18 protein-coding genes and 1 pseudogene are annotated in these 21,356 nt (G+C 73.3%); 8 read left to right on the top strand and 11 right to left on the bottom strand.

Annotation, left to right across the window (positions count from 1 at the left end; genetic code table 11):
* Positions 1–50: 50 nt before the first annotated feature.
* The 3 genes from AC0QU1_RS11760 to AC0QU1_RS11750 form a co-directional block, all read right to left on the bottom strand.
* Positions 51–1,031, bottom strand: coding sequence for an alpha/beta hydrolase (locus AC0QU1_RS11760; protein ID WP_483576558.1), 981 nt, complete (start codon positions 1,029–1,031; stop codon positions 51–53).
* Positions 1,032–1,263: 232 nt separating this feature from the next.
* Positions 1,264–2,196 (bottom strand): DNA-3-methyladenine glycosylase family protein, encoded by a 933-nt coding sequence (locus tag AC0QU1_RS11755; protein ID WP_483576557.1) that lies wholly within the window; start codon positions 2,194–2,196, stop codon positions 1,264–1,266.
* Positions 2,197–2,232: 36 nt separating this feature from the next.
* Complete coding sequence (locus AC0QU1_RS11750) at positions 2,233–2,949, bottom strand: esterase/lipase family protein (protein WP_483576556.1); 717 nt, start codon at positions 2,947–2,949, stop codon at positions 2,233–2,235.
* Positions 2,950–3,234: 285 nt separating this feature from the next.
* On the opposite strand from AC0QU1_RS11750, the gene AC0QU1_RS11745 reads away from it, so the two are divergent.
* Positions 3,235–5,556: an AfsR/SARP family transcriptional regulator gene (locus tag AC0QU1_RS11745; protein ID WP_483576555.1), complete on the top strand. Its 2,322-nt coding sequence runs from the start codon at positions 3,235–3,237 to the stop codon at positions 5,554–5,556.
* Here the strand turns inward: AC0QU1_RS11745 and AC0QU1_RS11740 are convergent.
* Entirely contained in the window at positions 5,546–6,553 is a 1,008-nt protein-coding gene (locus AC0QU1_RS11740; protein WP_483576554.1) for an ArsR/SmtB family transcription factor, read from the bottom strand. The two genes, AC0QU1_RS11745 and AC0QU1_RS11740, sit on opposite strands and share 11 nt — an antisense overlap.
* Positions 6,554–6,706: 153 nt before the next feature.
* On the opposite strand from AC0QU1_RS11740, the gene AC0QU1_RS11735 reads away from it, so the two are divergent.
* The gene (locus tag AC0QU1_RS11735) at positions 6,707–9,553 is read left to right on the top strand and encodes an AfsR/SARP family transcriptional regulator (protein WP_483576553.1); all 2,847 of its coding nucleotides are present in this window, start codon (positions 6,707–6,709) and stop codon (positions 9,551–9,553) included.
* Here the strand turns inward: AC0QU1_RS11735 and AC0QU1_RS11730 are convergent.
* Genes AC0QU1_RS11730 through AC0QU1_RS11715 form a run of 4 tightly spaced genes read right to left on the bottom strand, consistent with a single transcriptional unit; the run spans position 9,502 to position 13,304 of the window.
* Complete coding sequence (locus tag AC0QU1_RS11730; protein ID WP_483576552.1) at positions 9,502–10,254, bottom strand: succinate dehydrogenase/fumarate reductase iron-sulfur subunit; 753 nt, start codon at positions 10,252–10,254, stop codon at positions 9,502–9,504. The genes AC0QU1_RS11735 and AC0QU1_RS11730 overlap by 52 nt on opposite strands.
* Entirely contained in the window at positions 10,251–12,182 is a 1,932-nt protein-coding gene (locus tag AC0QU1_RS11725) for a fumarate reductase/succinate dehydrogenase flavoprotein subunit (protein ID WP_483576551.1), read from the bottom strand. The genes AC0QU1_RS11730 and AC0QU1_RS11725 overlap by 4 nt, the downstream gene beginning before the upstream one ends.
* Before the next feature lie 10 nt (positions 12,183–12,192).
* Entirely contained in the window at positions 12,193–13,014 is an 822-nt protein-coding gene (locus AC0QU1_RS11720; RefSeq protein ID WP_483576550.1) for a succinate dehydrogenase subunit SdhC, read from the bottom strand.
* Positions 13,011–13,304, bottom strand: a complete 294-nt coding sequence (locus tag AC0QU1_RS11715; RefSeq protein ID WP_483576549.1) for an Rv0250c family protein — start codon at positions 13,302–13,304, stop codon at positions 13,011–13,013. Before AC0QU1_RS11715 ends, AC0QU1_RS11720 begins: the two co-directional genes overlap by 4 nt.
* A 165-nt stretch (positions 13,305–13,469) precedes the next feature.
* Between AC0QU1_RS11715 and AC0QU1_RS11710 the strand changes: the two genes are divergently transcribed.
* Positions 13,470–14,660: a low temperature requirement protein A gene (locus AC0QU1_RS11710; protein WP_483576548.1), complete on the top strand. Its 1,191-nt coding sequence runs from the start codon at positions 13,470–13,472 to the stop codon at positions 14,658–14,660.
* 57 nt (positions 14,661–14,717) lie between these two features.
* Here AC0QU1_RS11710 and AC0QU1_RS11705 read toward each other — a convergent pair whose 3' ends face one another.
* Positions 14,718–16,196, bottom strand: coding sequence for an HNH endonuclease (locus AC0QU1_RS11705; RefSeq protein ID WP_483576679.1), 1,479 nt, complete (start codon positions 16,194–16,196; stop codon positions 14,718–14,720).
* A gap of 328 nt (positions 16,197–16,524) precedes the next feature.
* Between AC0QU1_RS11705 and AC0QU1_RS11700 the strand changes: the two genes are divergently transcribed.
* On the top strand, positions 16,525–17,067 hold the full coding sequence (locus AC0QU1_RS11700) for a ferritin (protein WP_483576547.1): 543 nt from the start codon (positions 16,525–16,527) through the stop codon (positions 17,065–17,067).
* A gap of 55 nt (positions 17,068–17,122) precedes the next feature.
* On the opposite strand, the pseudogene AC0QU1_RS11695 reads toward AC0QU1_RS11700, so the two are convergent.
* Positions 17,123–17,686: pseudogene (locus AC0QU1_RS11695) on the bottom strand (MmyB family transcriptional regulator); the annotation flags it as partial.
* Between the two features lie 92 nt (positions 17,687–17,778).
* Here AC0QU1_RS11695 and AC0QU1_RS11690 point away from each other — a divergent pair.
* Entirely contained in the window at positions 17,779–17,949 is a 171-nt protein-coding gene (locus AC0QU1_RS11690; RefSeq protein WP_483576546.1) for a hypothetical protein, read from the top strand.
* Between the two features lie 47 nt (positions 17,950–17,996).
* Here the strand turns inward: AC0QU1_RS11690 and AC0QU1_RS11685 are convergent, their stop codons facing one another.
* Entirely contained in the window at positions 17,997–19,520 is a 1,524-nt protein-coding gene (locus AC0QU1_RS11685; RefSeq protein ID WP_483576545.1) for an alpha-L-fucosidase, read from the bottom strand.
* Between the two features lie 230 nt (positions 19,521–19,750).
* Between AC0QU1_RS11685 and AC0QU1_RS11680 the strand changes: the two genes are divergently transcribed.
* The 3 genes from AC0QU1_RS11680 (at position 19,751) to AC0QU1_RS11670 (ending at position 21,249) form a co-directional block, all read left to right on the top strand.
* Positions 19,751–20,149 carry a zf-HC2 domain-containing protein gene (locus tag AC0QU1_RS11680; protein WP_483576678.1) on the top strand — a complete coding sequence of 133 codons (399 nt, stop codon included), beginning with the start codon at positions 19,751–19,753 and terminating at the stop codon, positions 20,147–20,149.
* 77 nt (positions 20,150–20,226) lie between these two features.
* Positions 20,227–20,727, top strand: coding sequence for a helix-turn-helix transcriptional regulator (locus AC0QU1_RS11675; RefSeq protein WP_483576544.1), 501 nt, complete (start codon positions 20,227–20,229; stop codon positions 20,725–20,727).
* Positions 20,728–20,823: 96 nt separating this feature from the next.
* The gene (locus tag AC0QU1_RS11670) at positions 20,824–21,249 is read left to right on the top strand and encodes a hypothetical protein (protein ID WP_483576543.1); all 426 of its coding nucleotides are present in this window, start codon (positions 20,824–20,826) and stop codon (positions 21,247–21,249) included.
* Positions 21,250–21,356: the final 107 nt, after the last annotated feature.

Genomic DNA, 21,356 nt, shown 5'->3' with positions numbered 1-21,356 from the left:
CCTAGTCCTGGCGCGCGGTCAGGCGCCGAGCGTGCGCGCCACACGCGCGGTCAGGCGCCGAGCGTGCGCGCCACCCAGGAGTCGCGCGCCGCGCGCATCGCCTTGGCCAGGACGGTGTGCGGCGCCATCATGTCGAAGCCGTGGAAGCCGCCGGGCCAGACGTGCAGCTCGGCCTGCACGCCCGCCGCCCACAGCGCGGAGGCGTAGGCGACGTCCTCGTCGCGGAACACCTCGGCGCTCCCGCAGTCGATGAAGGCAGGGGGCAGGCCGGCCAGGTCGGTCGCGCGGGCCGGGGCGGCGTAGACCGAGACGTCGGCGGTCCCCCGCCGGTCCCCGAGGAGCGCCGACCACCCGGTCACGTTGGAGCCGCGGTCCCAGACGCCGACGCCGTCGATCTGGGCGGTCGAGACCGTCTGGTCGCGGTCGTCGAGCATGGGGTAGATCAGCACCTGTCCCGCGAGGGCGGGGCCGCCCTCGTCGCGGGCAAGCAGCGCGGTCCCCGCGGCGAGGCCGCCCCCGGCGCTCGCCCCCGCGATGATCAGGCGGGCCGGGTCGATGCCCAGCTCCTCGGCGTGCTCGCCCGTCCACACCAGGCCCGCATAGCAGTCGCGCACCGGGTAGGGGTCGGGGAACTCCGGGGCGAGGCGGTACTCCACGGTGACGAGCACCGCGTCGAGCTCGGTGACCCAGCCGAGGACCTGGTCCAGCCCCACGAACCGGTCCCCCATGATCATCCCGCCGCCGTGGGTGTGGAAGATGCCCGGGCCGAGGCCGGTGCGTCCCTGGCGGCTCAGCACGCTGAGCTGGATCTCGCCGCCCTCGTGCCCGGGGATGGTCACGTCCCGGCGCTCGATCCCCGCGGCGGCCAGCGTCTCGTCGACGCTCACGTCCAGCACGGGCATCCCCTGCCGCATCAGCGGGATCATCTCGGGCGTGATGGTGGGCGGAAGCTGCTCAGACAGCAGCGTGAGGGCAGCCTCCAGCTCCGGGTCGAAGGGCGGCCTCTGCGGCCTCTGCGCGGTCTCGGCCATGGGAACTCCCTTGTCCTACGACGACGGCGCCACTGCGACGGGTGCCGCGACGGCTCCGCGGTGAGCCGTGTGACGAGTCTGGGCCTCTCGCGCCGGGAAGACATCCGCCGAACGGGGCGCGCTCGGCGCTGATCGCCCGCCATCCGGCGGGGCGGACTGTGAGCCGAGCTGCCCAGCGCCGTCACCCAGCTCGGTCCCTTGCACCGAGCGACCGCCCAGTTCGGTCGAGGGGTCAGAAGGTGCGGTAGTCCGGGATCGGGAGCTTGGGGCCGCGGCGGGGTGCCGAGGGGCGGCCGTCGAACGACAGGAGGCGGACCACGCGGTGCCGGTGCGGCGCGTACGGGGCGAGCAGCCGCAGCATCCCGGCGTCGTCGGTGCGCTCGCCGGCCAGCGCCCAGCCGACCGCGGCAGGCAGGTGGAAGTCGCCCACGGAGACGGCGTCGGCGTCGCCGAACGCCCGCTGGGCCACCTCCGCCGACGTCCACACGCCCACGCCCTGCACCTTCTCCAGCCGGGCGCGGGCCTCGGCGGGCGCCATCGCGCACGCCTCCTCCAAGCGCGGCGCCACCAGGGCGCACCGGGTCACGGCCCGGGCGCGTCCCGGGTCGACGCCGGCACGGTGCCAGTCCCAGACCGGCACCCGGGTCCACGCGCGTGCGTCGGGCGCCACGCGCAACCCGCCGCGCAGGCCCTCCGGCGTCGGACCGGGCGCCGGGGAGCCGTGCCGCAGGACGAGCCAGCGCCAGGCCCGGTGCGCCGTGACCGTCTGCACGCGCTGCTCCAGCACCGCGGGCACGAGCGCCTCCAGCACCCGGCCGCTGCGCGTCATCCGTAGGCCCGCCGCCCGGCGGTGCGCGAGGCTGAGCTGCGGCGGCGGTTCGAAGCCGGTGGCGTCGTCGTGCTCGCCGAGCAGCGCGGGCAGCGCCTGCGCGGCCTCGCGGGCGCCGTCGCCCCACTGGTGCACCACCACCTCGTGCGGCCCGGCGGGCACGAACCGCTGCGTCACGGGGCCGCTGCGCAGCAGCGACGTGCGCCAGACGGACCCGTCGGCGGCACGGTGGAACGTGGGGTCCTCCCGCCCGTGGGCGAGCGGCCCGAGCGTCAGGCCGACGTCGAGCCGCCGGGGCGAGGTGTGGCGCACGGTGAGCACATCCCAGTGGACCACGGAGTGGCGCGATCTCCGGCACGGCGCACCCCGCACTCAGGTGATCGCACGCTCCATGCGGGCCACCTCGTGCACGACGGTCTCGACGAGCAGGTGGTGTCCCAGCGGCCGGAAGTGGCCCGCCAGCGGCAGCTCGACGTTCCGCGCGCCGGCCAGGTGCCCGGTCTCGGGGATGTGCGGGTCGAACGCGGGGTAGATCGCGGTGATGCGCTCGTTGACCAGCAGTTCGCCCGCGAGCGCCAGCAGCACGGGGTCGCGCGGGTCGAACGAGCGCAGCGCGCGCGAGAGCATGTACCGGGCCCAGCGCGAACCGGCGAACGGCGTGGCGATCGCGACCAGGCCGAGCACCCGCTCGCCCGCTGGCGAGAGCAGCACACGCTTGCCGATGAGGCCGCCCTTGCTGTGCGCCACGAGCACGACGCCGGTCAGGCAGGCCCGTTCGAGGTGCTCGGCCACGACGTCGGCCGACTCGGGGACGGGCCGCGCGTTGTATCCCAGGCCGGGGACGGCGTGCACCGGGTGGCCCGCCCGGGCCAGCGCGGTCGCGACGGGGCCGAGGAACTCCCAGGTCTCGTAGATCCCGGGCAGGAGCACGATGGGCGCCACGTGGCCGGCCGCTGTGGGCAGCCGCGGACGCCGCAGCACGTGGTGGAGCTGTCGTTCGGCGGCCCAGGCGTAGTCGGCAGCCCACGCGCCGAGCCGAGCGAGCGCCCTGCCGACGGTGACCGCGCCACCGCCCCGGAACCGGTTCATCCGGTGCACTCTACGGTCTGACCTGCGAACGGTTCGTGCATCAGGCTGTTGGTGCGGGCCTGGCCGTCTGCCGGACCCGCCGAGCCGCAAGTCGTGTGCGTGCCCGCCCAAGTCGTGTGCGTGCCCGTCGTCGAACCGCAACGTACACGTGATACCCGCCGCCGAACCGAAAGGTGGACGTCGATCGGCGGCCGGATCGACTTGTATCTTTCGGCCCGGCCTCGACAGCGACGAGGAACTTGCGGTTCGGCACATGGGCGCAGATCGGGCGCGAAGATAGCGGGTATGGACATGTCAGGTAGCGACGACACCGAGGGCGTGTCGGTGCGCGTGCTCGGGCCGTTCGTCGTGACCGTCGACGGCGTGCCCCTGGCGCTGGGCTCGCGTCTGCGGACGCTGCTCGCCGTGCTGGCCGTCGACGTCGGCCGTCCGGTGCCGGCCGAGCGCATCGCCGCGGCGGTCTGGGGCGGCGAACGGCCCGCCGACACCCGCAAGGCCATCCAGGTGCTGGTCACCCGGCTGCGCTCGGCGCTCGGCGCCGACGCCATCCGCACCACGGCGGACGGGTACCAGCTCGACGTGCCGCCCGACGCCGTCGACGTGCACCGGTTCGAGTCGGCGATGGCGGCCAGCAAGGTCGCCGCGAACGGCAGGGTCGGCGATGTCGGGGTCAGCAGTGGGGACATCGCCAACACCGCCGAGGAGTACCGGCTGGTCCGCGCGGCGCTCGGGCAGTGGCGGGGCTTCCCGTTCGAGGCCGTCGACTCCGACCTGCTGGTCACCGAGGACCGGCAGCGGCTGGTCCAGCAGGCGCTCCATGCCGTCGAACGGTACGCGGACATCGCGCTCGCCGGGCACCCGGCAGACCTGGGGGACCTCGCCGCGCGCCTGCGTGAGCTCGTGGGCGTCCATCCCCTGCGGGAGGGCCTGTGGGTCCGGCTCATGGCCGTGCTCGACCGCACCGGCCGGCGCGCCGACGCCCTCGCCGCCTACCAGGACCTGTACCGCATCCTGCGGGAGTCGCTCGGGACCGTCCCGAGCGGCGAGGCGCAGTCGATGCACCGCCGGCTCCTCACCGACGACGACGCGGACGACGCCGCAGGCGCCCACCCGGACGCCCGCCCGGACGACACCGACGCCAGCGCCCGCAGCACCCACGCCCCCGGCACCCACCCCACCAGCACCGACCACACCAACACCCCCACCGGCCCCGGAATCGCCACCACCCGCCCGGCGACCGGCCCGCCCGGCATGCTCCCGCCGTCGGACACGGCGTTCCGTGGGCGCGCCCAGGCCCTCGCGGCGCTGGACGCGCTGCTGGACCACCGCGGTGGCACGCCGGGCGCGACCGGCATCGCCGTGGTCGACGGGCCGGGCGGGATCGGCAAGACGTCCACGGTGCTGCACTGGGCCCGCGGCGTGGCCGACCGCTTCCCCGACGGCCACCTCTACGTGAACCTCCGGGGCTTCTCCCCCACCAGCACGCCGGTCGTCGCGGACGCCGCGGTCCGCCGCCTCCTCGACGTCCTGGGCGTTCCGCCTGGCCAGGTCCCCGCCGACGCCGACGCCCAGGCCGCGCTGTACCGCTCGGTGCTCGCGGACCGGCGGGTGCTCGTGGTGCTGGACAACGCGCGCGACGTCGAGCAGGTGCGGCCGCTGCTGCCGGGCGGCCGGCACTGCGTGGTGGTGGTCACCAGCCGGAACCGGCTCGGCGGCCTGGTCGCCATGGAGGGTGCCGCGCGGCTCACCCTCGGACCGCTCGTGCCGGCCGAGGCCCACGACGTGCTCGCGGCCCGGCTGGGCACGGCCCGGCTCGCGGCGGAGCCCGCCGCCACCGCCGAGCTGCTCGCGCTGTGCGGTGGCCTCCCGCTCGCGCACGTGATCGTCGCCGAGCGCGCGGCGGCGCGCCCGGGGGCGCGGCTCGCCGACCTGGTCCGCGAGCTGCACCGGCACGGTTCACGGATCGACGCCCTGTCCGCCGACGCCGCCGACCCGCACCGGGCGGCCCGGCCCGTCTTCTCCTGGTCGTACCAGGCGCTGGGCGCCGACGCCGCCCGCGTGTTCCGCCTGCTCGGCCTGCACCCGGGGCCGCACGTCACCGTGCCGGGCGTGGCGAGCCTCGGCGCGCTGGACCTGCGCGGCGCGCGCGCCGCCGTCGCAGAGCTGGAACGGGCGAGCCTCGTGGTCGAGGTCGCGCCGGGCCGGTTCGCCCTGCCCGGGCTGCTCGTGGACTACGCGATCGAGCTGGTCGAGGGCGACCCTGTGGCGGACACCGCCGCCGCGACCGCCCGCATGCTCGACCACTACCTGCACGTCGCCCAGGCGGCCGAGCCGGGCACCCTCCAGAGCGAGGCGCCGGTGCTCGTCGCCATGGTCCGCCGCGCGGCCGCGACCGGGGACGCCGAGCACACGTGGCGCATCGCCCGCTGCCTGCGCGCGTACCTGTGGGCGCGCGGGCAGGTCTCGACCCTCCTGGAGACCGAGCGGCTGGCCCTCGCCGCGCTCGAGCTGCTCGGCCACGACCAGGAGCAGACGGTCTCCCGGGGCTGGATCGCCCAGGCGCGCGCGCGGCTCGGGCTGCCCCACGGAGCACCCCTCAGACGCTGAGCCGCCGCCGGTCGACCGGCCGGGCCACGGGCCTGCGCCGCGCCCCCGCTGACCGGGCCACGCCTGGCTGCGCCGCACCTGGCGGCACCGGGTCAGACCGCACCGCCTCCGGGACCGCCCCGCCGCCGTCCAGCACGGCGCGGCCGAGCGGCGTCAGGGTGTGCCACACGGTGTTCCGCTCCCGGCGCGAGGCGACCAGGCCGGCGTCGCGCAGCACGGACGCGTGCTCGGAGGCCGACGGCGCGGAGACGCCGATGTGCCGGGCCAGCTCGCTCGTGCTCGCGCCGTGCACAAGGGCCGACAGCGCGGCCGCGCGGGTCTTGCCGAGGAGCGCAGCGAGCGCGCGCTCGTGCCGGTCCGCGCCCGACGCCCGGAACCAGGACGTCCGGTGCGCCACCGGGTAGACGAGCACGGGCTCCAGGTCCGGGCCCGCCAGCGAGACCGGCACGCGCCAGCAGAAGAACGCCGGCTGCAGGGTGAGGCCGCGACCGTCCAGGTACAGGTCGCCGTCGGGCCCGGTCCCGACGGTGAGCACCGGCTCCCGCCAGGAGACCGACGCGTGCACCGACGCCAGGAGGGCCGCCGTCCCGCCGCTGGTCAGCGTGCGCGCCCGCGCTGCGAGGTCGGCGTCGACGTCGCGGCGCAGAGCCGGCCAGTAGGGCGCGATCGCCTGGTCGTGGTAGGCCTGCACGGTCGCTCCGAGCCGCCGTCGGGCCGACGGCGTGCTCAGCACCGACCGCAGCCCCTCGCCGAGCTCGCCCACCCCGCCGTCGGCCAGGAACTCCGGCGGGTAGCCGCGGGCCGGGGTGAGCCGCAGGTAGGTGCGCGCCTCCGGGGACAGCGTGGACACCACCCGCGAGCGCCACTCGCCGAACATCGGCGGACCGCCGGCGAGGTGGGCCTGGTGGGCGCTGAGCACCGCCTCCCACAGCGGGTCGGCTCCGGGTGCGAGCCGGACCCGCATCAGGTCCTCCGAGGTGAAATGGATTCGCAGCACCGGCACCTCCCGCGGCCTTGCATGCTGGTGGACGCCGGGTTTCGGCGCCATGAGACATTCCAGGCCGGACCGGTTTCAAAGCGGTTTCAGTCCGGGTGGCGACCGGGCAGGATGGGCCGTGACGGGACAGGACGCGACGGAGCGGGGGTGCGGATGGGCGACGGGCAGCAGCCGGCGGTCACGGTTTCAGTCCTGGGACCGTTCCGCGTCACCGTGGACGGCGCACCGGTACGCCTGCCCGCCCGGCTCCGGTCAGTCCTCGCAGCGCTCGCCGTCGGCGCAGGCGACCCAGTGACCACGGAACGCCTGGTCGACGTCGTATGGGGCGAGGAACTGCCCGCCTCCCCACAACGGTCCCTCCAGGTCCTGGTACGCAGACTACGGGTCGCGCTCGGCGACGACGCCGTCGAGACCGTACCCGGCGGATACCGCCTCGCCGTCCCACCAGAGCACGTGGACGTCGCCCGCTTCACCGGACTCGTCCGGGCACGCGCAGGCGACGGCCCGCACGCCGAACGACAACGGCTCGTCGAGGCACTCACCCTGTGGCGCGGCCTCCCGTTCGACGGTGTCGAGTCCGCGGCGCTGCGCACGGTCGACGCGCCACGGCTAAGCGAACAGCGACTCACCACGCTCGCCCGGCGGATCGAACTCGACCTCATCGAGCTCGACCTCGCCGGGCCGGGAACCACCACGGGGCCGGACGGCGACACGCTGGTCGCCGAGCTCCGGGGACTGACGGCACAGCACCCGCTGCAGGAGCGGTTCTGGGGCCAGCTCATGACCGCCCTGGCCCGCACCGGCCGGCCCGACGAGGCGCTGGCCGCCTACCAGCGGCTCGACCAGACCCTCTCCGACGAGCTGGGCATCGGCCCTGGCGAGGCGATCCGGCGGCTGCACCGGGAGATCGTCGCCGACGAGCGCGCCGAGCCGGCTGGCTGGACCCCGCGCCAGCTCCCGTCGGGCACCACGGGTTTCAGCGGCCGCGAGGACGCCCTGGCCAGGCTCGACGTCCTCCTCGCCGACGGCGCCGGCTCCCCGCCGCGGACCGCCGTCCTGGACGGCGCCGGCGGCGTCGGCAAGACGGCGACGGCGCTGCACTGGGCGCACCGGGTGGCCGACCGGTTCCCCGACGGCCAGCTCTACGCGAACCTGCGCGGGTTCGACCCGACGTCTCCCCCGGTACCCGCGAGCACCGTGGCACGGACGTTCCTGGAGGCGGTGGGCGTGGCCAAGGGCCGGGTCCCGCGTTCGGAGGGCGCTCAGCTCGCGCTGTACCGCGGCATCGTCGGCGGGCGGCGGATGCTCGTGATCCTGGACAACGCCCGCGACGCGGAGCAGGTGCGGCCGCTCCTGCCGGGATCCGGGTCGAGCGTCAGCGTCGTGACCAGCCGCGTGTCGCTGACCGACCTCGTCGCCGTCGCCGGGGTGCGGCGGGTCGCGCTGGACACCCTGTCGCCGTCGGAGGGGCTGGAGCTGCTGGCCACGCGGGTGGGCGTCGAGCGGTGCCTGGCCGAGCCGGAGGCCGCCCGGCGGATCGTGGACCGGTGCGCCGGCCTGCCGCTGGCGATAGTGATCGCCGCGGCCCGGGTCCTGGCCCGGCCGACGTTCCCGATGTCAGCGGTCGCCGACGAGCTCGCCGACGACGGCATGCGCCTGGACACGCTGGGCGACGACGACGCGATGGCCGACGTCCGCAGCGTCTTCTCGACGTCGTACCGGGCACTCTCGCCGGATGCGGCAAGGCTGTTCCGGCTGCTGGGAATCCACCCAGGACCGGACATCTCCCGCGAGGCCGTCGTGCCGCTGCTCGGCGACTCCGGCGAGGCCGCGCGGCGGGCCATGGCCGAGCTCGTGCGGGTGAACCTGGTCGCCGAGCACGTCCCGGGGCGGTACGCGATGCACGACCTGGTAGCGGAGTACGCGCGCGAGCGCGCGCACCACGACCTCGCGGACGGCGAGCACGCGGCGGCCGTGGGGCGGCTGACCCGGTGGTACCTCGGCGTGGCGCTGGAGATGGACCGCCGGAGGTGGCCGGGCCGGGTCCGGCAGGGGTTCGTCGAGGACCCCGGCGCCGCCGGGGTGCCCGACCAGGAGCCGGCCGCATGGTTCCACACCGAGCGGACGATCCTGCTCGCCGTCGTCGAGGCCGCGCGGGCGCACGGGCTCCTGCGTGAGGTCCTGTCGCTGGCCTGGGCGCTCTACAGCACACTGTCCAACCACGTCGAGCTCCGGCGGGCGCTGTGGACGGCCCTGGTCACGGCGCGCGACGTCGCGGTCGAGGTCCAGGACCGCCGGGCCGAGGTGTGGTGCACCCGGTACCTGGCGGCGGTGGCGGCGGACGCCGGCCGGGCCGAGGACGGCGAGGGGCTGCGGCGCCGCACGATCGAGCTGGCCGCGGAGCTGGGCGACGACCGGGTGCTCCAGCAGGCCTACCAGGGGTACGCCGCCGACCTGGTGCGCTGGGGCCGGCACGCCGAGGCGGTGCACCAGTCCGAGGAGGCCCTCCGGCACGGGCGCCGGTCAGGAGACCCGTACTACGAGGCGCACTCGCTGAACATCCTCGCGTGGGCGCTGTCGCACAGCGGGGACCTCGCGCGTGCGCTGCCGCTGGCCGAGGAGGCGCTGGCCATGCTCAGCGACGAGCGCAACCCGACGACCAGGGCCGTCATCTGGGACACCATCGGGTTCGTGCACGCGGAACGCGGGGACCCGGTGCGGGCGATCGTCTGCTACGAGGAGGCCGCGGTCCGGTTCCGGGCGTTCGACATGCGCCAGGACCTCGTGGCGACCCAGCGCAAGTGCGCCCGCCTGCTCGGCGACGTCGGCCGCTGGGCGGCGGCGCGGGACGCCTGGCAGGAGTGCCTGGACCTGTACGTCGCGCTCGGCCTCGGCGGCGTCGCCGAGATCCGCGAGGAGCTGGCCCGCGCCACGGAGAACGTACCGCCTCAGGCGCGCCGCCGCGAGATCGTCCGCCCCAGCCAGACCAGCGGGTCGTAGCGCCGGTCCGCCACGCGCTCCTTCATCGGGATCAGCGCGTTGTCGGTGATGTGGATCCCCTCTGGGCACACCTCGGTGCAGCACTTGGTGATGTTGCACTGGCCGAGCCCGTGCTCCTCCTGCGCCGCGGGCACCCGGTCGGCGACGTCGAGCGGGTGCATCTCCAGCTCCGCGACCCGCATCAGGAAGCGCGGGCCCGCGAACGACTCCTTGTTGTCCTCGTGGTCACGCACCACGTGGCACGTGTCCTGGCACAGGAAGCACTCGATGCACTTGCGGAACTCCTGCGAGCGCTCGACGTCCACCTGCCCCATCCGGTACTCGCCCGGCGCCAGGTCGGCCGGCGGCGTGAACGACGGGATCTCGCGCGCCTTCGCGTAGTTGAACGACACGTCCGTCACCAGGTCGCGGACCACGGGGAACGTCCGCATCGGCGTCACGGTCACCACGGAGTCCCGTTCGAACACGGACATGCGCGTCATGCACAGCAGCCGCGGCCGCCCGTTGATCTCCGCCGAGCACGACCCGCACTTGCCCGCCTTGCAGTTCCACCGCACCGCGAGGTCGGGCGCCTGCGTGGCCTGCAGCCGGTGGATGACGTCGAGCACCACCTCGCCCTCGTTGACCTCGACCTCGAAGTCGGCGAGCGCGCCGCCGTCGGCGTCCCCGCGCCAGATCCGGAACCTGCCCGTGTAGCTCATGCGACACCTCCCTGGGGGTGGGCGGCCAGCTCGGGCGCTGTGTAGTACTTCTCAAGCTCGGCGACGTCGAACAGCGCGAGCAGGTCCGCCCGCATGGGCACCCGTTCGGCCGGTTCGACGGCGACCCGCGGCACCACCGGATCGCCCCCCGGGCCGTCCACGCGCCGGGTCACGAGCACCCGGTGCCGCCACTGCGCGTCCAGCGTCGGGTAGTCCTCGCGGGTGTGGCCGCCGCGGCTCTCGGTGCGCAGCAGCGCGGACTCCGCTACGGCCTCGCTCACCATGAGCATGTTCCGCAGGTCCAGCGCCAGGTGCCAGCCCGGGTTGTACTGCCGGTGCCCCTCGACCACGACGTCGCGCACCCGCGCCCGCAGCTCACCGAGCCGGTCCAGCGCCGCCACCATCTCCGCCTCCGTGCGGATGATGCCCACCAGGTCGTTCATCACCTTCTGCAGGTCGGCGTGCAGCGCGTACGGGTTCTCGCCGCCCGCGCCGTCGGACGGCGGGTCGAACGGCGCGAGCGTCATCCGCGCGGCCGCCTCGACGTCGCCGTCGCGCACGGCCGGACGGCGCTGGAGGCCGGTCACATAGTCGGCGGCGCCGAGCCCTGCGCGGCGGCCGAACACCAGCAGGTCCGACAGGGAGTTGCCGCCGAGCCGGTTCGAGCCGTGCATCCCGCCGGCGCACTCCCCCGCCGCGAACAGCCCCGGCACCCGCGACTGCCCGGTGTCGGGGTCCACCTGGATCCCGCCCATCACGTAGTGGCAGGTGGGGCCGACCTCCATCGGCTCGGCGGTGATGTCGACGTCGGCCAGCTCCTTGAACTGGTGGTACATGGAGGGCAGGCGCCGCCGGATCTCCTCGGCCGGCATGCGGCTGGCGATGTCGAGGTAGACGCCGCCGTGCGGCGAGCCGCGCCCCTCCTTGACCTCGGTGTTGATCGCCCGGGCGACCTCGTCGCGGGGCAGCAGGTCGGGGGTGCGGCGGTTGTTCTCCTGGTCGTCGTACCAGCGGTCCGCCTCGTCCTCGGACTCGGCGTACTGCCCCTTGAAGACGGCGGGGACGTACCCGAACATGAACCGTTCGCCGTCGGAGTTCTTCAGCACGCCGCCGTCGCCGCGTACGCCCTCGGTCACGAGGATGCCCTTGACGCTGGGCGGCCAGACCATGCCCGTCGGGTGGAACTGGACGAACTCCATGTCGATGAGGTGCGCGCCCGCGCGCAGCGCGAGGGCGTGGCCGTCGCCCGTGTACTCCCACGAGTTCGACGTGACCTGGAACGACTTGCCGATGCCGCCCGTGGCCAGCACGACGGCGGGCGCGGAGAACACCACGAGCCGGCCCGACTCGCGCCAGTACCCGAACGCGCCGGCGATCGCGCCGGCGTCGTCGGTGAGCAGCTCGGTGACCGTGCACTCGGCGAACACGCGCAGCCGGGCCTCGTAGTCGCCGGTCTCGGCGTGGTCGGCCTGCTGCAACGCCACGATGCGCTGCTGCAGGGTGCGGATGAGCTCCAGCCCGGTCCGGTCGCCGACGTGCGCGAGCCGCGGGTAGGAGTGCCCGCCGAAGTGCCGCTGGCTGATCCGGCCGTCCGCGGTCCGGTCGAACAGGGCGCCGTAGGTCTCCAGCTCCCAGACCCGGTCGGGCGCCTCCTTGGCGTGCAGCTCCGCCATCCGCCAGTCGTTGAGGAACTTGCCGCCGCGCATCGTGTCGCGGAAATGCACCTGCCAGGAGTCGTTCTCGTTGACGTTGCCCATCGCGGCGGCGCAGCCGCCCTCCGCCATCACGGTGTGCGCCTTGCCGAACAGCGACTTGCAGACGATCGCCGTCCGCAGCCCGCGCTCGCGCGCCTCGATGGCGGCGCGCAGCCCGGCACCGCCCGCACCGATGACGAGGACGTCGTAGTCGTGCCGTTCGGTCTCGGTCAACGCGGGGCTCCTATCCGATGAACCGGAAGTCGGTGATCGTCCCGCGCGCGACGAGCATCACGTACAGGTCGGTCAGGATGAGCGTGGCGAGCGTGATCCACGCGAAGAACTGGTGGCGCGTGTTGAGCGCGGAGATCTTGGTCCAGAACCAGTACCGCACCGGGTGCTTGGAGAAGTGCGTGAGCCGGCCGCCCATCACGTGCCGGCACGAGTGGCACGACGCCGTGTAGCACCACAGCAGCACGACGTTCACCAGCAGCACGAGGTTGCCGACGCCGACCACGAACCCGTCGGCGGGGTGCCAGAAGGCGACGATCGCGTCGTAGGTGTTGATCACGGAGACGACCACGGCGAGGTAGAAGAAGTACCGGTGCGAGTTCTGCAGGATCAGCGGGAACCGCGTCTCGCCCGTCTGCCGCGCGTGCGGCTCCGGCACGGCGCACGCGGCGGGCGCGAGCCAGAACGACCGGTAGTACGCCTTGCGGTAGTAGTAGCAGGTCAGCCGGAACAGCAGCAGGAACGGCAGGCTGAGCGCCGCGTACGGGATGAGCGGGTGGTCCGGCAGGAACATCCCGAAGTGCGCCGAACCCGGCTCCGACGCGCACCCGAGCGAGACGCACGGCGAGTAGAACGGCGTCAGGTACCGCTCGTCCGCGAAGAAGTACTGCTGCTGGAACGCCCGCACCGCGCCGTAGACGAGGAAGATCAGCAGGCCGACCGTGGTCGACGTCGGCAGCAGCCACCACCGGTCGGACCGCAGCGTGCGTGCGCCGATCGCGGCGCGCCCCGGTGCGTCGACGCCTCGCGCGTCGGTCCTCGCGGGCGCCGTCACGACCGGTCGCCGTGGTAGCCGCCGAGTCCCTCGTCGTCGGCATCACTGAACATCGCGGCGTCCAGCGGTGTGTCGGGGACGACGACGTGCTCTGGCACCCGGCCGGACGAGCTCGCCTGCCGTAACGGCTCGGCCGAGGCAAGCTCGGTCACGTCGATCTCCAGCCGTTCGAGATCGTTCACGAGCCTGCGCACCTCCGGACAGTCGCCGAAGGCGCCGCGCGCGGCGGTCACGCTCTGGCGCAACTGGTCGATCGATCGGCGGAGCGTCGCGAATTCGGTGGTCGTCATCGGGCACCTCCCTCGGCGACGCGCCTCACCCCGTCGTGAGGTGCGTCACACCAGACTCTGCCGTGAATGCGCCGGTGAGGCAAGGGCAGCGCGCCCGGTCGGCCGACGTCCGCGAACCGCGGACACGACGGCGCGGGGCATCCGTACCCGGGTAATCTGCCCGCCATGAACGAGTCCGTCGCTCGCGGGCCGCTGGGCATCACCCGGAGCAGCGAGGGTGACCGGGTCACCACCCTGGAGCTCTTCTTCGACCTGGTGTTCGTGTTCGCCTTCACCCAGGTGACCGCCCTGATGGCGCACGGGGAGCCGCCGCTGGCGCTGCTGCACGGGCTGATCGTCCTCTCGCTGCTGTGGTTCGGCTGGTCGTCCTACGCGTGGCTGGCCAACCAGGTACGCGCCAACAGCGGCGTCATGCGGGCCGGCTTCATCGTGGCGATGATCGCGATGTTCGTGGCCAGCATGGCGATCCCCGAGGCGTTCCACGAGGAGCCGGGCGGCATCCCCGCCGCCATGACCATCGCGGTCTGCTACGCCGTCGTGCGGGTCACACACCTCGCCGCCTACCTTCTTGCGGCCGGGGGCAACGGTGCTCTGCGACGGCAGCTCCTGCTGACGGCGCTCACCTCGGTGCTGCCCACGGTCGCGCTGCTGGTCGTCGGCGCGCTGGTCGACGAGTCGACGCGCACGTGGGTCTGGCTGGCCGCCGTGGCGTACGACCAGTTCGCCATCTTCCTGGGCGCCCGCAGCGGCGGCTGGCTGCTGCCGTCGGCCGAGCACTTCGCGGAGCGGCACGGCCTGGTGGTCATCCTCGCCCTCGGCGAGTCGATCGTCGCGATCGGCGTCGGCATCGCCGGACAGCGGCTGGACTGGTCCCACGTGACCGGCGCGACGCTCGCGATCGTCATCGCGGTCTGCCTCTGGTGGCTGCACTTCACCCGCCGGCTCCGGCAGCTCGAGGACGGCCTGGTGGCGCTGCGTGATCCGGCGCGGGCCTGGCTGGCGCGCGACCTGTTCACCTACCTGCACTTCCCGATCATCGTGGGCATCATCATGGCCGCCCTCGGCATCGAGCTGGCCATGGCACACCTGGACGACGACCACCTCGGCACCGTCGGCGGGTGGGCGCTCGCCGGCGGCGTCGCCACCGTGCTCGCCGCCTCCGCCGGCGCGGTCCGCCGGGTGACCGGCTCGTGGCCGATCGTGCGCGTCGCCGGCATCGGGGCCGTCCTGCTCACGGGTTTCGCGCTGGTCGCCCTGCCGCCGCTCGGCGCGCTCGGGCTCGTGGTGGTGGTGCTCGCGGCGCTGTGCGTTGCTGAGGAGTTCGACCGCCCGACGGCGGCGGACCGGCTTCGCTGAGGGTCCTGGGCATGCCGGTGGCCGCCGTGAGGGCGGAGCTCGCGGCGGTCACTGAGTTCAGCGGATCGGTGTCTTGGGTGGGTGTGCCCAGGCCAGGTCGGGTCGGGACCGTGGCCGGCGTCCGGGACCGGCCTGGTCACGTCGCCCAGGCGGGCGGTAGGCGATGGCGCCCCGGGGGCGCGCGACGGTGCAGCCGATGCTGTACCGGCTGCGTGGGATGCGCCCGGGGGCGGGGCCGGTCATGCCGACCGCCGGGGTCCATGCCGGTGTCGCCTCCCGGACTGGTGCCGGTGGTGCGGGCGCGACGAACACGGAGGTGTGCCCTGTCGGCATGGTCGTTTCCACGGCGTGCCGGCCGTCGAACTCGGTCACCTTCTGCGACCACCCCGGCGCCTGCTTCGCGTGGTTACAACGGGCGCACAGGCCTTGACCGTTGTCCAGGCTGGTCGCCCCGCCGTCGGCGTACGGGGTGATGTGGTCGAGGTGTCGTACCGGGGCGTCGCACCACGAACTCGCGCAGATGCCCTGCTCCCGGGCTCGCAACAGCGCGGCCAGGCCGGTCGGGTGGAACCGGGACGTCGAGGTGGTGGCCAGCAGCCGACCGTGAGGGTTGACATAGATCGCGCGCAACCAGGCCGCATCCGCATCGAGTCCCTGGGCGACCAGGTGGCGTGCCACCGGCGCCGGGACCTCGCCCGCCCCGGCCGGGGCACCCTCCAGCACGGTCCCGGGCTGGTCACCACCGGCCAGCAGGGTCTGGTCAGAGACGAGCAGGTTGATCGTGACCGGGACCTCATCGGCGTGGCCGGGCTCGCGGCCGGTGACCCGCTCGATCAAGGTATCGGCCATGACCTGGCCGACCCCGCGCTCGTCCCCGGTCGCCTTCGCCGCCTCGGCGTGCTTCTTCAGCTGGGCGTAGGCCTGCACCCCTTGCTGCATCGGGACCAACGCCGTCAGGTACACCATCAGATCCGGAGCCGGACGCACACTCACACAGCGTTCTGAGACCGCCTTCGCGTTCCGCTTCATACACGCGTGCACATCCAGCTTGGACGCCAGCTCCTTGACCCGGGCGATCAGCCGCTTGGTACCCAACCGTGCCAGTGCTGCACGGTTCGCGGGGCCGCAGATCTCCTCATCGATCCGGGCCCGGTCCTCCACCGACAGGTGGGAGGTCTCCCGCACCATCAGCGTCGCCCGCCACGCCGAGAGCACCCCGGTACGCAGGGCATCGAACGTGAACGGCATCTGCATCACCCAAGCCCGGGCGGTGCCCAGGAACGTCCCACCAGCGTGCGGGCTGGCCTGCATCGCCGCACCCACCTGACCGGGCACACCACGACCGCGCCGCACCGCACGGATACTCTGCCGGGCCTCATCCGCCTTCGTGGCCTCGTCCAACGCGACCGCCAGCCGCGCCTGCGTGGCCGTCACCGTGTTCTTCACGGCTTCCAGCTCACCCAGCAGGTCCACCCACTCCGCCTGGACCTGCTTCGAGACCGCACCAGGCGTGTCAGTGGCGCCTGGCAGGATCATGCCCGCCAACACCTCACGCAGCGCACGGACATCCGCCGCATCAACAGCGCCACCGGTCGAAGTGCCGCCGGCCGAGGGCAGCACCGACCCGGGAGGCTGGTCGCCTGCTCCATGTGCACTGCCCGTCCATGTCATGCGATAAATCTATCGCACACTTGTACGCATCGCTCGTCGAACCGGCACCATCTGCCCACAGCAGAACGCCCCCTTCCGCCGTCGTGCCGAGACCGTCATACGCGACCAGCTCTCGCCCTGACGACCCAGATCCGCATCGCTCCCCCGCATGTCGCGATCGCCCCGCACCGCCGGTCCCATTAGCGTTGGGGGCATGACGACGTCGGAGAACTCGCAGTACTGGCGGCTGCTCGGCGAGCAGGTGGGTCACGAGCTGGCGGCCCACCTGCAGTACGTGGCGATCGCGGTCTGGTTCGACAGCCACGACCTCCCGCAGCTCGCCGCGCACTTCTACCGGCAGGCGCTCGAGGAGCGCAACCACGCGATGATGATCGTCCAGTACCACCTGGACCGGTCGCTGCCCGTGGCGATCCCCGGCACGCCCGAGGTGCGCAACGACTTCACGAACGTGCTCGAGCCGCTCCAGCTCGCGCTCGACCAGGAGCAGCAGGTGACGCGGCAGATCGAGGCGATCTTCCGCGCGGCCCGCGAGGAGGGCGACGCGCTGGGCGAGCAGTTCCTCATGTGGTTCCTCGAGGAGCAGGTCGAGGAGGTCGCCGCCGCGACGACGCTCGTCACCGTCGCCAAGCGCGCCGGCGACAACCTGTTCGACCTGGAGAACTACGTCGCGCGCGAGACCATCGGCGACGCCGGCGAGTCGGCGTCCGCACCGCGGGCGGCGGGCGGGGCACTCTGAGCGATCGCCGGACCAAACCGACGCCGGACCAAACCGACGTCGGGACAAGCCGACGTCAGGACTGAGGCTGGAGAGCCTGCCCGCCGATCACGGAGAGCAGCCGTAGCTTGTCGTGACTCTCGCTGCCGGGAACCGCGGTGTAGACCAAGAGCGAGTGGGCCTGGTCCGGGTCGACCAGCCGCTGGCAGTTCAGCTCCAGGGCACCCACCTCTGGGTGGACGAAGTGCTTGACCTCGCGGAGACGTACCCCGATCTCGTGCTCCTCCCAGACCCGCCGGAACTCCTCGCTCTGCCCCAGGAGCAGGTCCGCGAGGTACGCCGCCCGGGAGCCGGGGCCGCGCAGCGTGGCGATCTCCCGCAGCCCAGAGGCGTACATCCGGGTGAGGAACGGGTGCTCCTCCGGAGCATAGAAGTCCCGGGCGGCGGGGTCGGTGAACCATCGGTACCCGATGCTGCGAGCGGGACCGGTGAACCGGGTCGTGTCGCCGGTCAGGGCGACGCCCATCGGCGTCTGCCGCAGCGTCTCGCCGAGCTCGGTGACGATCTCCGCCGGCGTGTCGTCCAGCCGGTCGAGCACGCGCAGCAGGCCCGGGCTGATGTGATCGCTCACGGCGCCCCGCAAGACGCTCCCCCATCTCCGGTTCTGCTCCGTTCTACCTCCCGCGAGCAACGGTAGCCACGGCCTGCCGATCCCCCCATCCGAGCGCAGCGGTGACCTCGCGAGCCTGTGATCGGCAGGCCCTGGATGCGGTCTCGCCGTCCGCCGACGATCGACCTCATGACGGCCCCATCCTCTACCGGCCGCTGCGCAGCCTCACCGAGGCCGCGCGCATCTGGGACGTCTCCCTGGAGCTCACCAAGGCCCCGTTCCCCGTCGCCTGAACGGCGCGCGCCCCGCCCGCCGGCGGGGCGCCGTCGTGCCGTCACACCTAGTGCAGGAAGTCCGTGCGCGGCGCGGCCTTCTCGGGCTCGAGGAACAGCTTCACGACGGCGGGCCCGGTCGTGCGCACGATGAGCTCCCCGGCGGTCTGCTCCCAGTCGACGGCGCCGGGCCGGCCGAGCACCGTCACCTCCTTGACCGGCCGCGTCAGCAGGCCCGCCCCACGGCCGAACGCCCGGATCCGCAGTACGCCGTCCACCGGTTCCGCCAGCGGGATCACGTAGACGTACTCGCCGGTCACGTGCGTGCGCGCAGTGAACCGGAAGTCGGCGCCGGTGAACGAACGGCTCTCGCCGTCGACGAACGAGCCGACGGCGACCTCCGTGGGCCCCTCGCCCGCGACCACCCACGGCCTCGTGCCGTAGATCGCCTCACCGTTCACCGAGAGCCAGGCCCCGATCGCGCGGAGCAGCTCCTGCTCCGCGTCCGGGATGGTCCCGTCGGGCTTGGGACCGACGTTGAGCAGGAGCACGCCGTTCTTCGAGACGACGTCGGCGAGCTCCGCGATCAGGTCGTCCGCGGACTTGTACTCGTGGTTACGCACCCACGACCACGCCGTCTTGGAGACCGAGGTGTCGTTCTGCCAGACCGCCGGCCGGATGTCGCCCGTCGTGCCGCGCTCGATGTCGTACACGGCGCTTCCCTCGGCGAACGCGTCCCACTTGTAGTTGATGACGACCTCGCGCCCCCACTGCGCCGCGCGGTTGTAGTAGTAGGCGGCGAGCTGCGCGAGGTACGGCTTGAACGCCGGCTGCTCGACCCACCAGTCGAACCAGAGCACCTGCGGGCGGTAACGGTCGATGATCTCCACCGTCCGCAGCAGCCAGTCCTCCAGGAACCGCTCGCTCGGCGCGGCCTCCTCGCGCTGCGCCGGGCCGTAGAAGTCCTGGAACTCTGGGACCAGCACGTCGGAGTCGAACGTGGCGCCGCCGTTCATGAACCACCAGTGCTCCGCACGGTGCGACGACGCCCCGCGCACCATCCAGGCCCGGTCGGTCGCCTCGGACAGCGCCCCGAACACGTCACGTCCGGGGCCCATCCGGGCGACACTCCACCGGGAGCGGCCCGTGTCGTACATCGCGAACCCGTCGTGGTGCTCGGCGACCGGCACCACGAACTGGGCGCCCGCCTGCCGGAACAGCCTGGCCCACGCGTCCGGGTCGAACCGGTCCATGGTGAACGACGGGATGAAGTCCTTGTACCCGAAGTCGCGGTGCGCACCGTAGGTCGCGACATGGTGCTCGAACTCCGGCGACCCCGCCTGGTACATGTTCCGCGAGTACCACTCGTTGTTGAAGGCGGGCACCGAGTACACGCCCCAGTGGATGAAGATGCCGAACTTGGCATCCTCGTACCACCGCGGCGGGGTCCAGCCGCGCAGCGAGTCCCAGTCGTCGCGGTAGGGACCGGCGTCGATGACGGCGCGGACCGCGGCCAGGCCGCCGGTGTTGTCCGAGACGTCGACGGGAGCCGGGAGCGCGTCGGGATCGATCGGCGGCAGCGGGTCGGTCATGGGAGGTCCCCTTCGTGGTCGAGCGATGGGGTGAGGCTAGCGCCAACCGGGCTGTGCAACGGCGTCGCCGGACGCGCCGCAGGCGCCGTCGTCCCGTATCACGCACGGGTTTCCACTGCTTCCGGCCGGGGGTGAGATTATTGCCCCCGCCAACAGTCAAAAGCGGACACTACGCGCAGAGGGGGCAGGTCAGCGTGCCGACCACAGGTCAACGCGATGCGGCCGTGGCCATGCTCCGTTCGGCGTTGTCCCGCCTGGCTCCTCCCGACGGCGCCCGCGCGCCCGCAGGCCCGCACGGCACCCCCGCGAGTCCCCCGCGCGTCGGCACACCAGCACCCGCCCGCGGCCGGCACGTGAACGGGCCCGAGTGCCGCACCACCCGCGCCGCCCTGCACGACTACCTCAAGGGTCGCCTCCTGCCCCGGCGGCAGCGCGGCCTCGAGGCGCACCTGGACCGGTGCGGCGAGTGCACCCGCGCCTTCATCGACGTCCGCGAGGAGTCCTGGCAGCTCCGCGACCTCGACCAGCGCCTGGTCACGACCGGTCACCGGGGCGGGCGCCACCGCCAAACGCTCCGCCAGCACGCCGGTGTGCCGCAGGTCCCGGGGTCCCCGACGTCGCGCTGGTGAGGGGCGCGGGCGAAATCCCGCGCCTCACCCCGAGGCCCTTGCCTCGCCGGCCCCGCTCGTTGGTAGCCTCCGGTCGCATGACAACAGGGGACGCGGTACCAGACCTCGCCTTCGCGGCCCGTGAGTACATCGCACGGCACGACATCACCGCCCAGCAGATCGCGGACAACCTGCGCAAGCCGATCGACTACGTGCTGGACCAGCTCACCGGCCAGCTACCGCTCGGGGTGGACGTCGTCCTCGCCCTGGCCACCCTCACCACCGACTCGCCGGAGCAGGTGTCCGGGGAGCTCGCGAACATCGCCGGGACGGTGTCCGACATCCCGCGCGTGGACACCGCGTCCATGCGCCGCGCGCTCGCCCAGGAGCTCGGCGCGCAGCGCGCGGCCTGGAACATGGCCCAGCACCAGCTCGCCGACCTCGTGGACGAGTCCCCGGACACGATCGCCGGGTACGAGTCCGGGGACCTCGACATCTCGCTGAGCGCCCTGCGCCGGATCGCGGCCGCGCTGGACACCTACCCGTCGCGCATCATGCTCGCCGCGGAACGGCGCGCCCGGGAGAACCTGGACACCTGACCAGGTCGGTTTGCCCGAGTAATCCTTTGAGTCTCGTGGCCCGCCCCTGCGATCTTCGGTGCGACAACGTTTCACATCCGGAGGAGGGGACCCGGCATGGTCCGGCGGTGGTGGACGGCGCTCGTCCTGCCGCTCGCGCTCGCGAGCTGCGCGGACGACGGCGAGGGACCGCCCCGGCCGGAGCCGCCGAGGTCGGTCGTCATCGAGAGCTTCCCGGCCGAGCAGTCCCCGCCGCCGCAGGGGCTCACCAACGCCGTCGTCGACCCTACGGTCCGGCCCGCGCGCCTCACCGTGACCGCCTGGGGCACACCCGGCTGCATGCGCTATCCGGTCTCGGTCGCGTGGCGCGACGAACAGACCGTCCAGGTCACGACCGCGATGAGCGAGAACGACGGGTGCTCGGCGGAGTACCTGCCGGTGAGCCAGGTCGTCGTCCTCCCCGTCGAGCACGCCGCAGACGGGGTGCGGACCGTCGAGGTCGACGGCAGGTCGGTGGCCTTCGCGTTCGAAGAGGACGGCTAGCTCCGGTCGGCTCGGGTGCACGCGCGCCCGGACCTCGAACCGCAAGTTACGCATGTCCCGGGTCGCCCAACCGAGAGTTGCGCGTGGATCGGCCACGCGGAGCGCAC

It is taken from the genome of Promicromonospora noduliphila (assembly GCF_056951025.1).
The sequence above is the reverse complement of the archived record's forward strand: the minus strand, read 5'-3'. Positions and strand labels throughout refer to the sequence as shown.

Excerpts from the sequence above, each read along its gene's own strand:
- AC0QU1_RS11760 (WP_483576558.1), bottom strand. The coding sequence starts at position 1,031 with ATGGCCGAGACCGCGCAGAGGCCGCAGAGGCCGCCCTTCGACCCGGAG.
- AC0QU1_RS11750 (WP_483576556.1), bottom strand. The coding sequence starts at position 2,949 with ATGAACCGGTTCCGGGGCGGTGGCGCGGTCACCGTCGGCAGGGCGCTC.
- AC0QU1_RS11745 (WP_483576555.1), top strand. The coding sequence starts at position 3,235 with ATGGACATGTCAGGTAGCGACGACACCGAGGGCGTGTCGGTGCGCGTG.
- AC0QU1_RS11735 (WP_483576553.1), top strand. The coding sequence starts at position 6,707 with ATGGGCGACGGGCAGCAGCCGGCGGTCACGGTTTCAGTCCTGGGACCG.
- AC0QU1_RS11730 (WP_483576552.1), bottom strand. The coding sequence starts at position 10,254 with ATGAGCTACACGGGCAGGTTCCGGATCTGGCGCGGGGACGCCGACGGC.
- AC0QU1_RS11715 (WP_483576549.1), bottom strand. The coding sequence starts at position 13,304 with ATGACGACCACCGAATTCGCGACGCTCCGCCGATCGATCGACCAGTTG.
- AC0QU1_RS11710 (WP_483576548.1), top strand. The coding sequence starts at position 13,470 with ATGAACGAGTCCGTCGCTCGCGGGCCGCTGGGCATCACCCGGAGCAGC.
- AC0QU1_RS11705 (WP_483576679.1), bottom strand. The coding sequence starts at position 16,196 with ATGATCCTGCCAGGCGCCACTGACACGCCTGGTGCGGTCTCGAAGCAG.
- AC0QU1_RS11700 (WP_483576547.1), top strand. The coding sequence starts at position 16,525 with ATGACGACGTCGGAGAACTCGCAGTACTGGCGGCTGCTCGGCGAGCAG.
- AC0QU1_RS11685 (WP_483576545.1), bottom strand. The coding sequence starts at position 19,520 with ATGACCGACCCGCTGCCGCCGATCGATCCCGACGCGCTCCCGGCTCCC.
- AC0QU1_RS11680 (WP_483576678.1), top strand. The coding sequence starts at position 19,751 with ATGCTCCGTTCGGCGTTGTCCCGCCTGGCTCCTCCCGACGGCGCCCGC.
- AC0QU1_RS11675 (WP_483576544.1), top strand. The coding sequence starts at position 20,227 with ATGACAACAGGGGACGCGGTACCAGACCTCGCCTTCGCGGCCCGTGAG.
- AC0QU1_RS11670 (WP_483576543.1), top strand. The coding sequence starts at position 20,824 with ATGGTCCGGCGGTGGTGGACGGCGCTCGTCCTGCCGCTCGCGCTCGCG.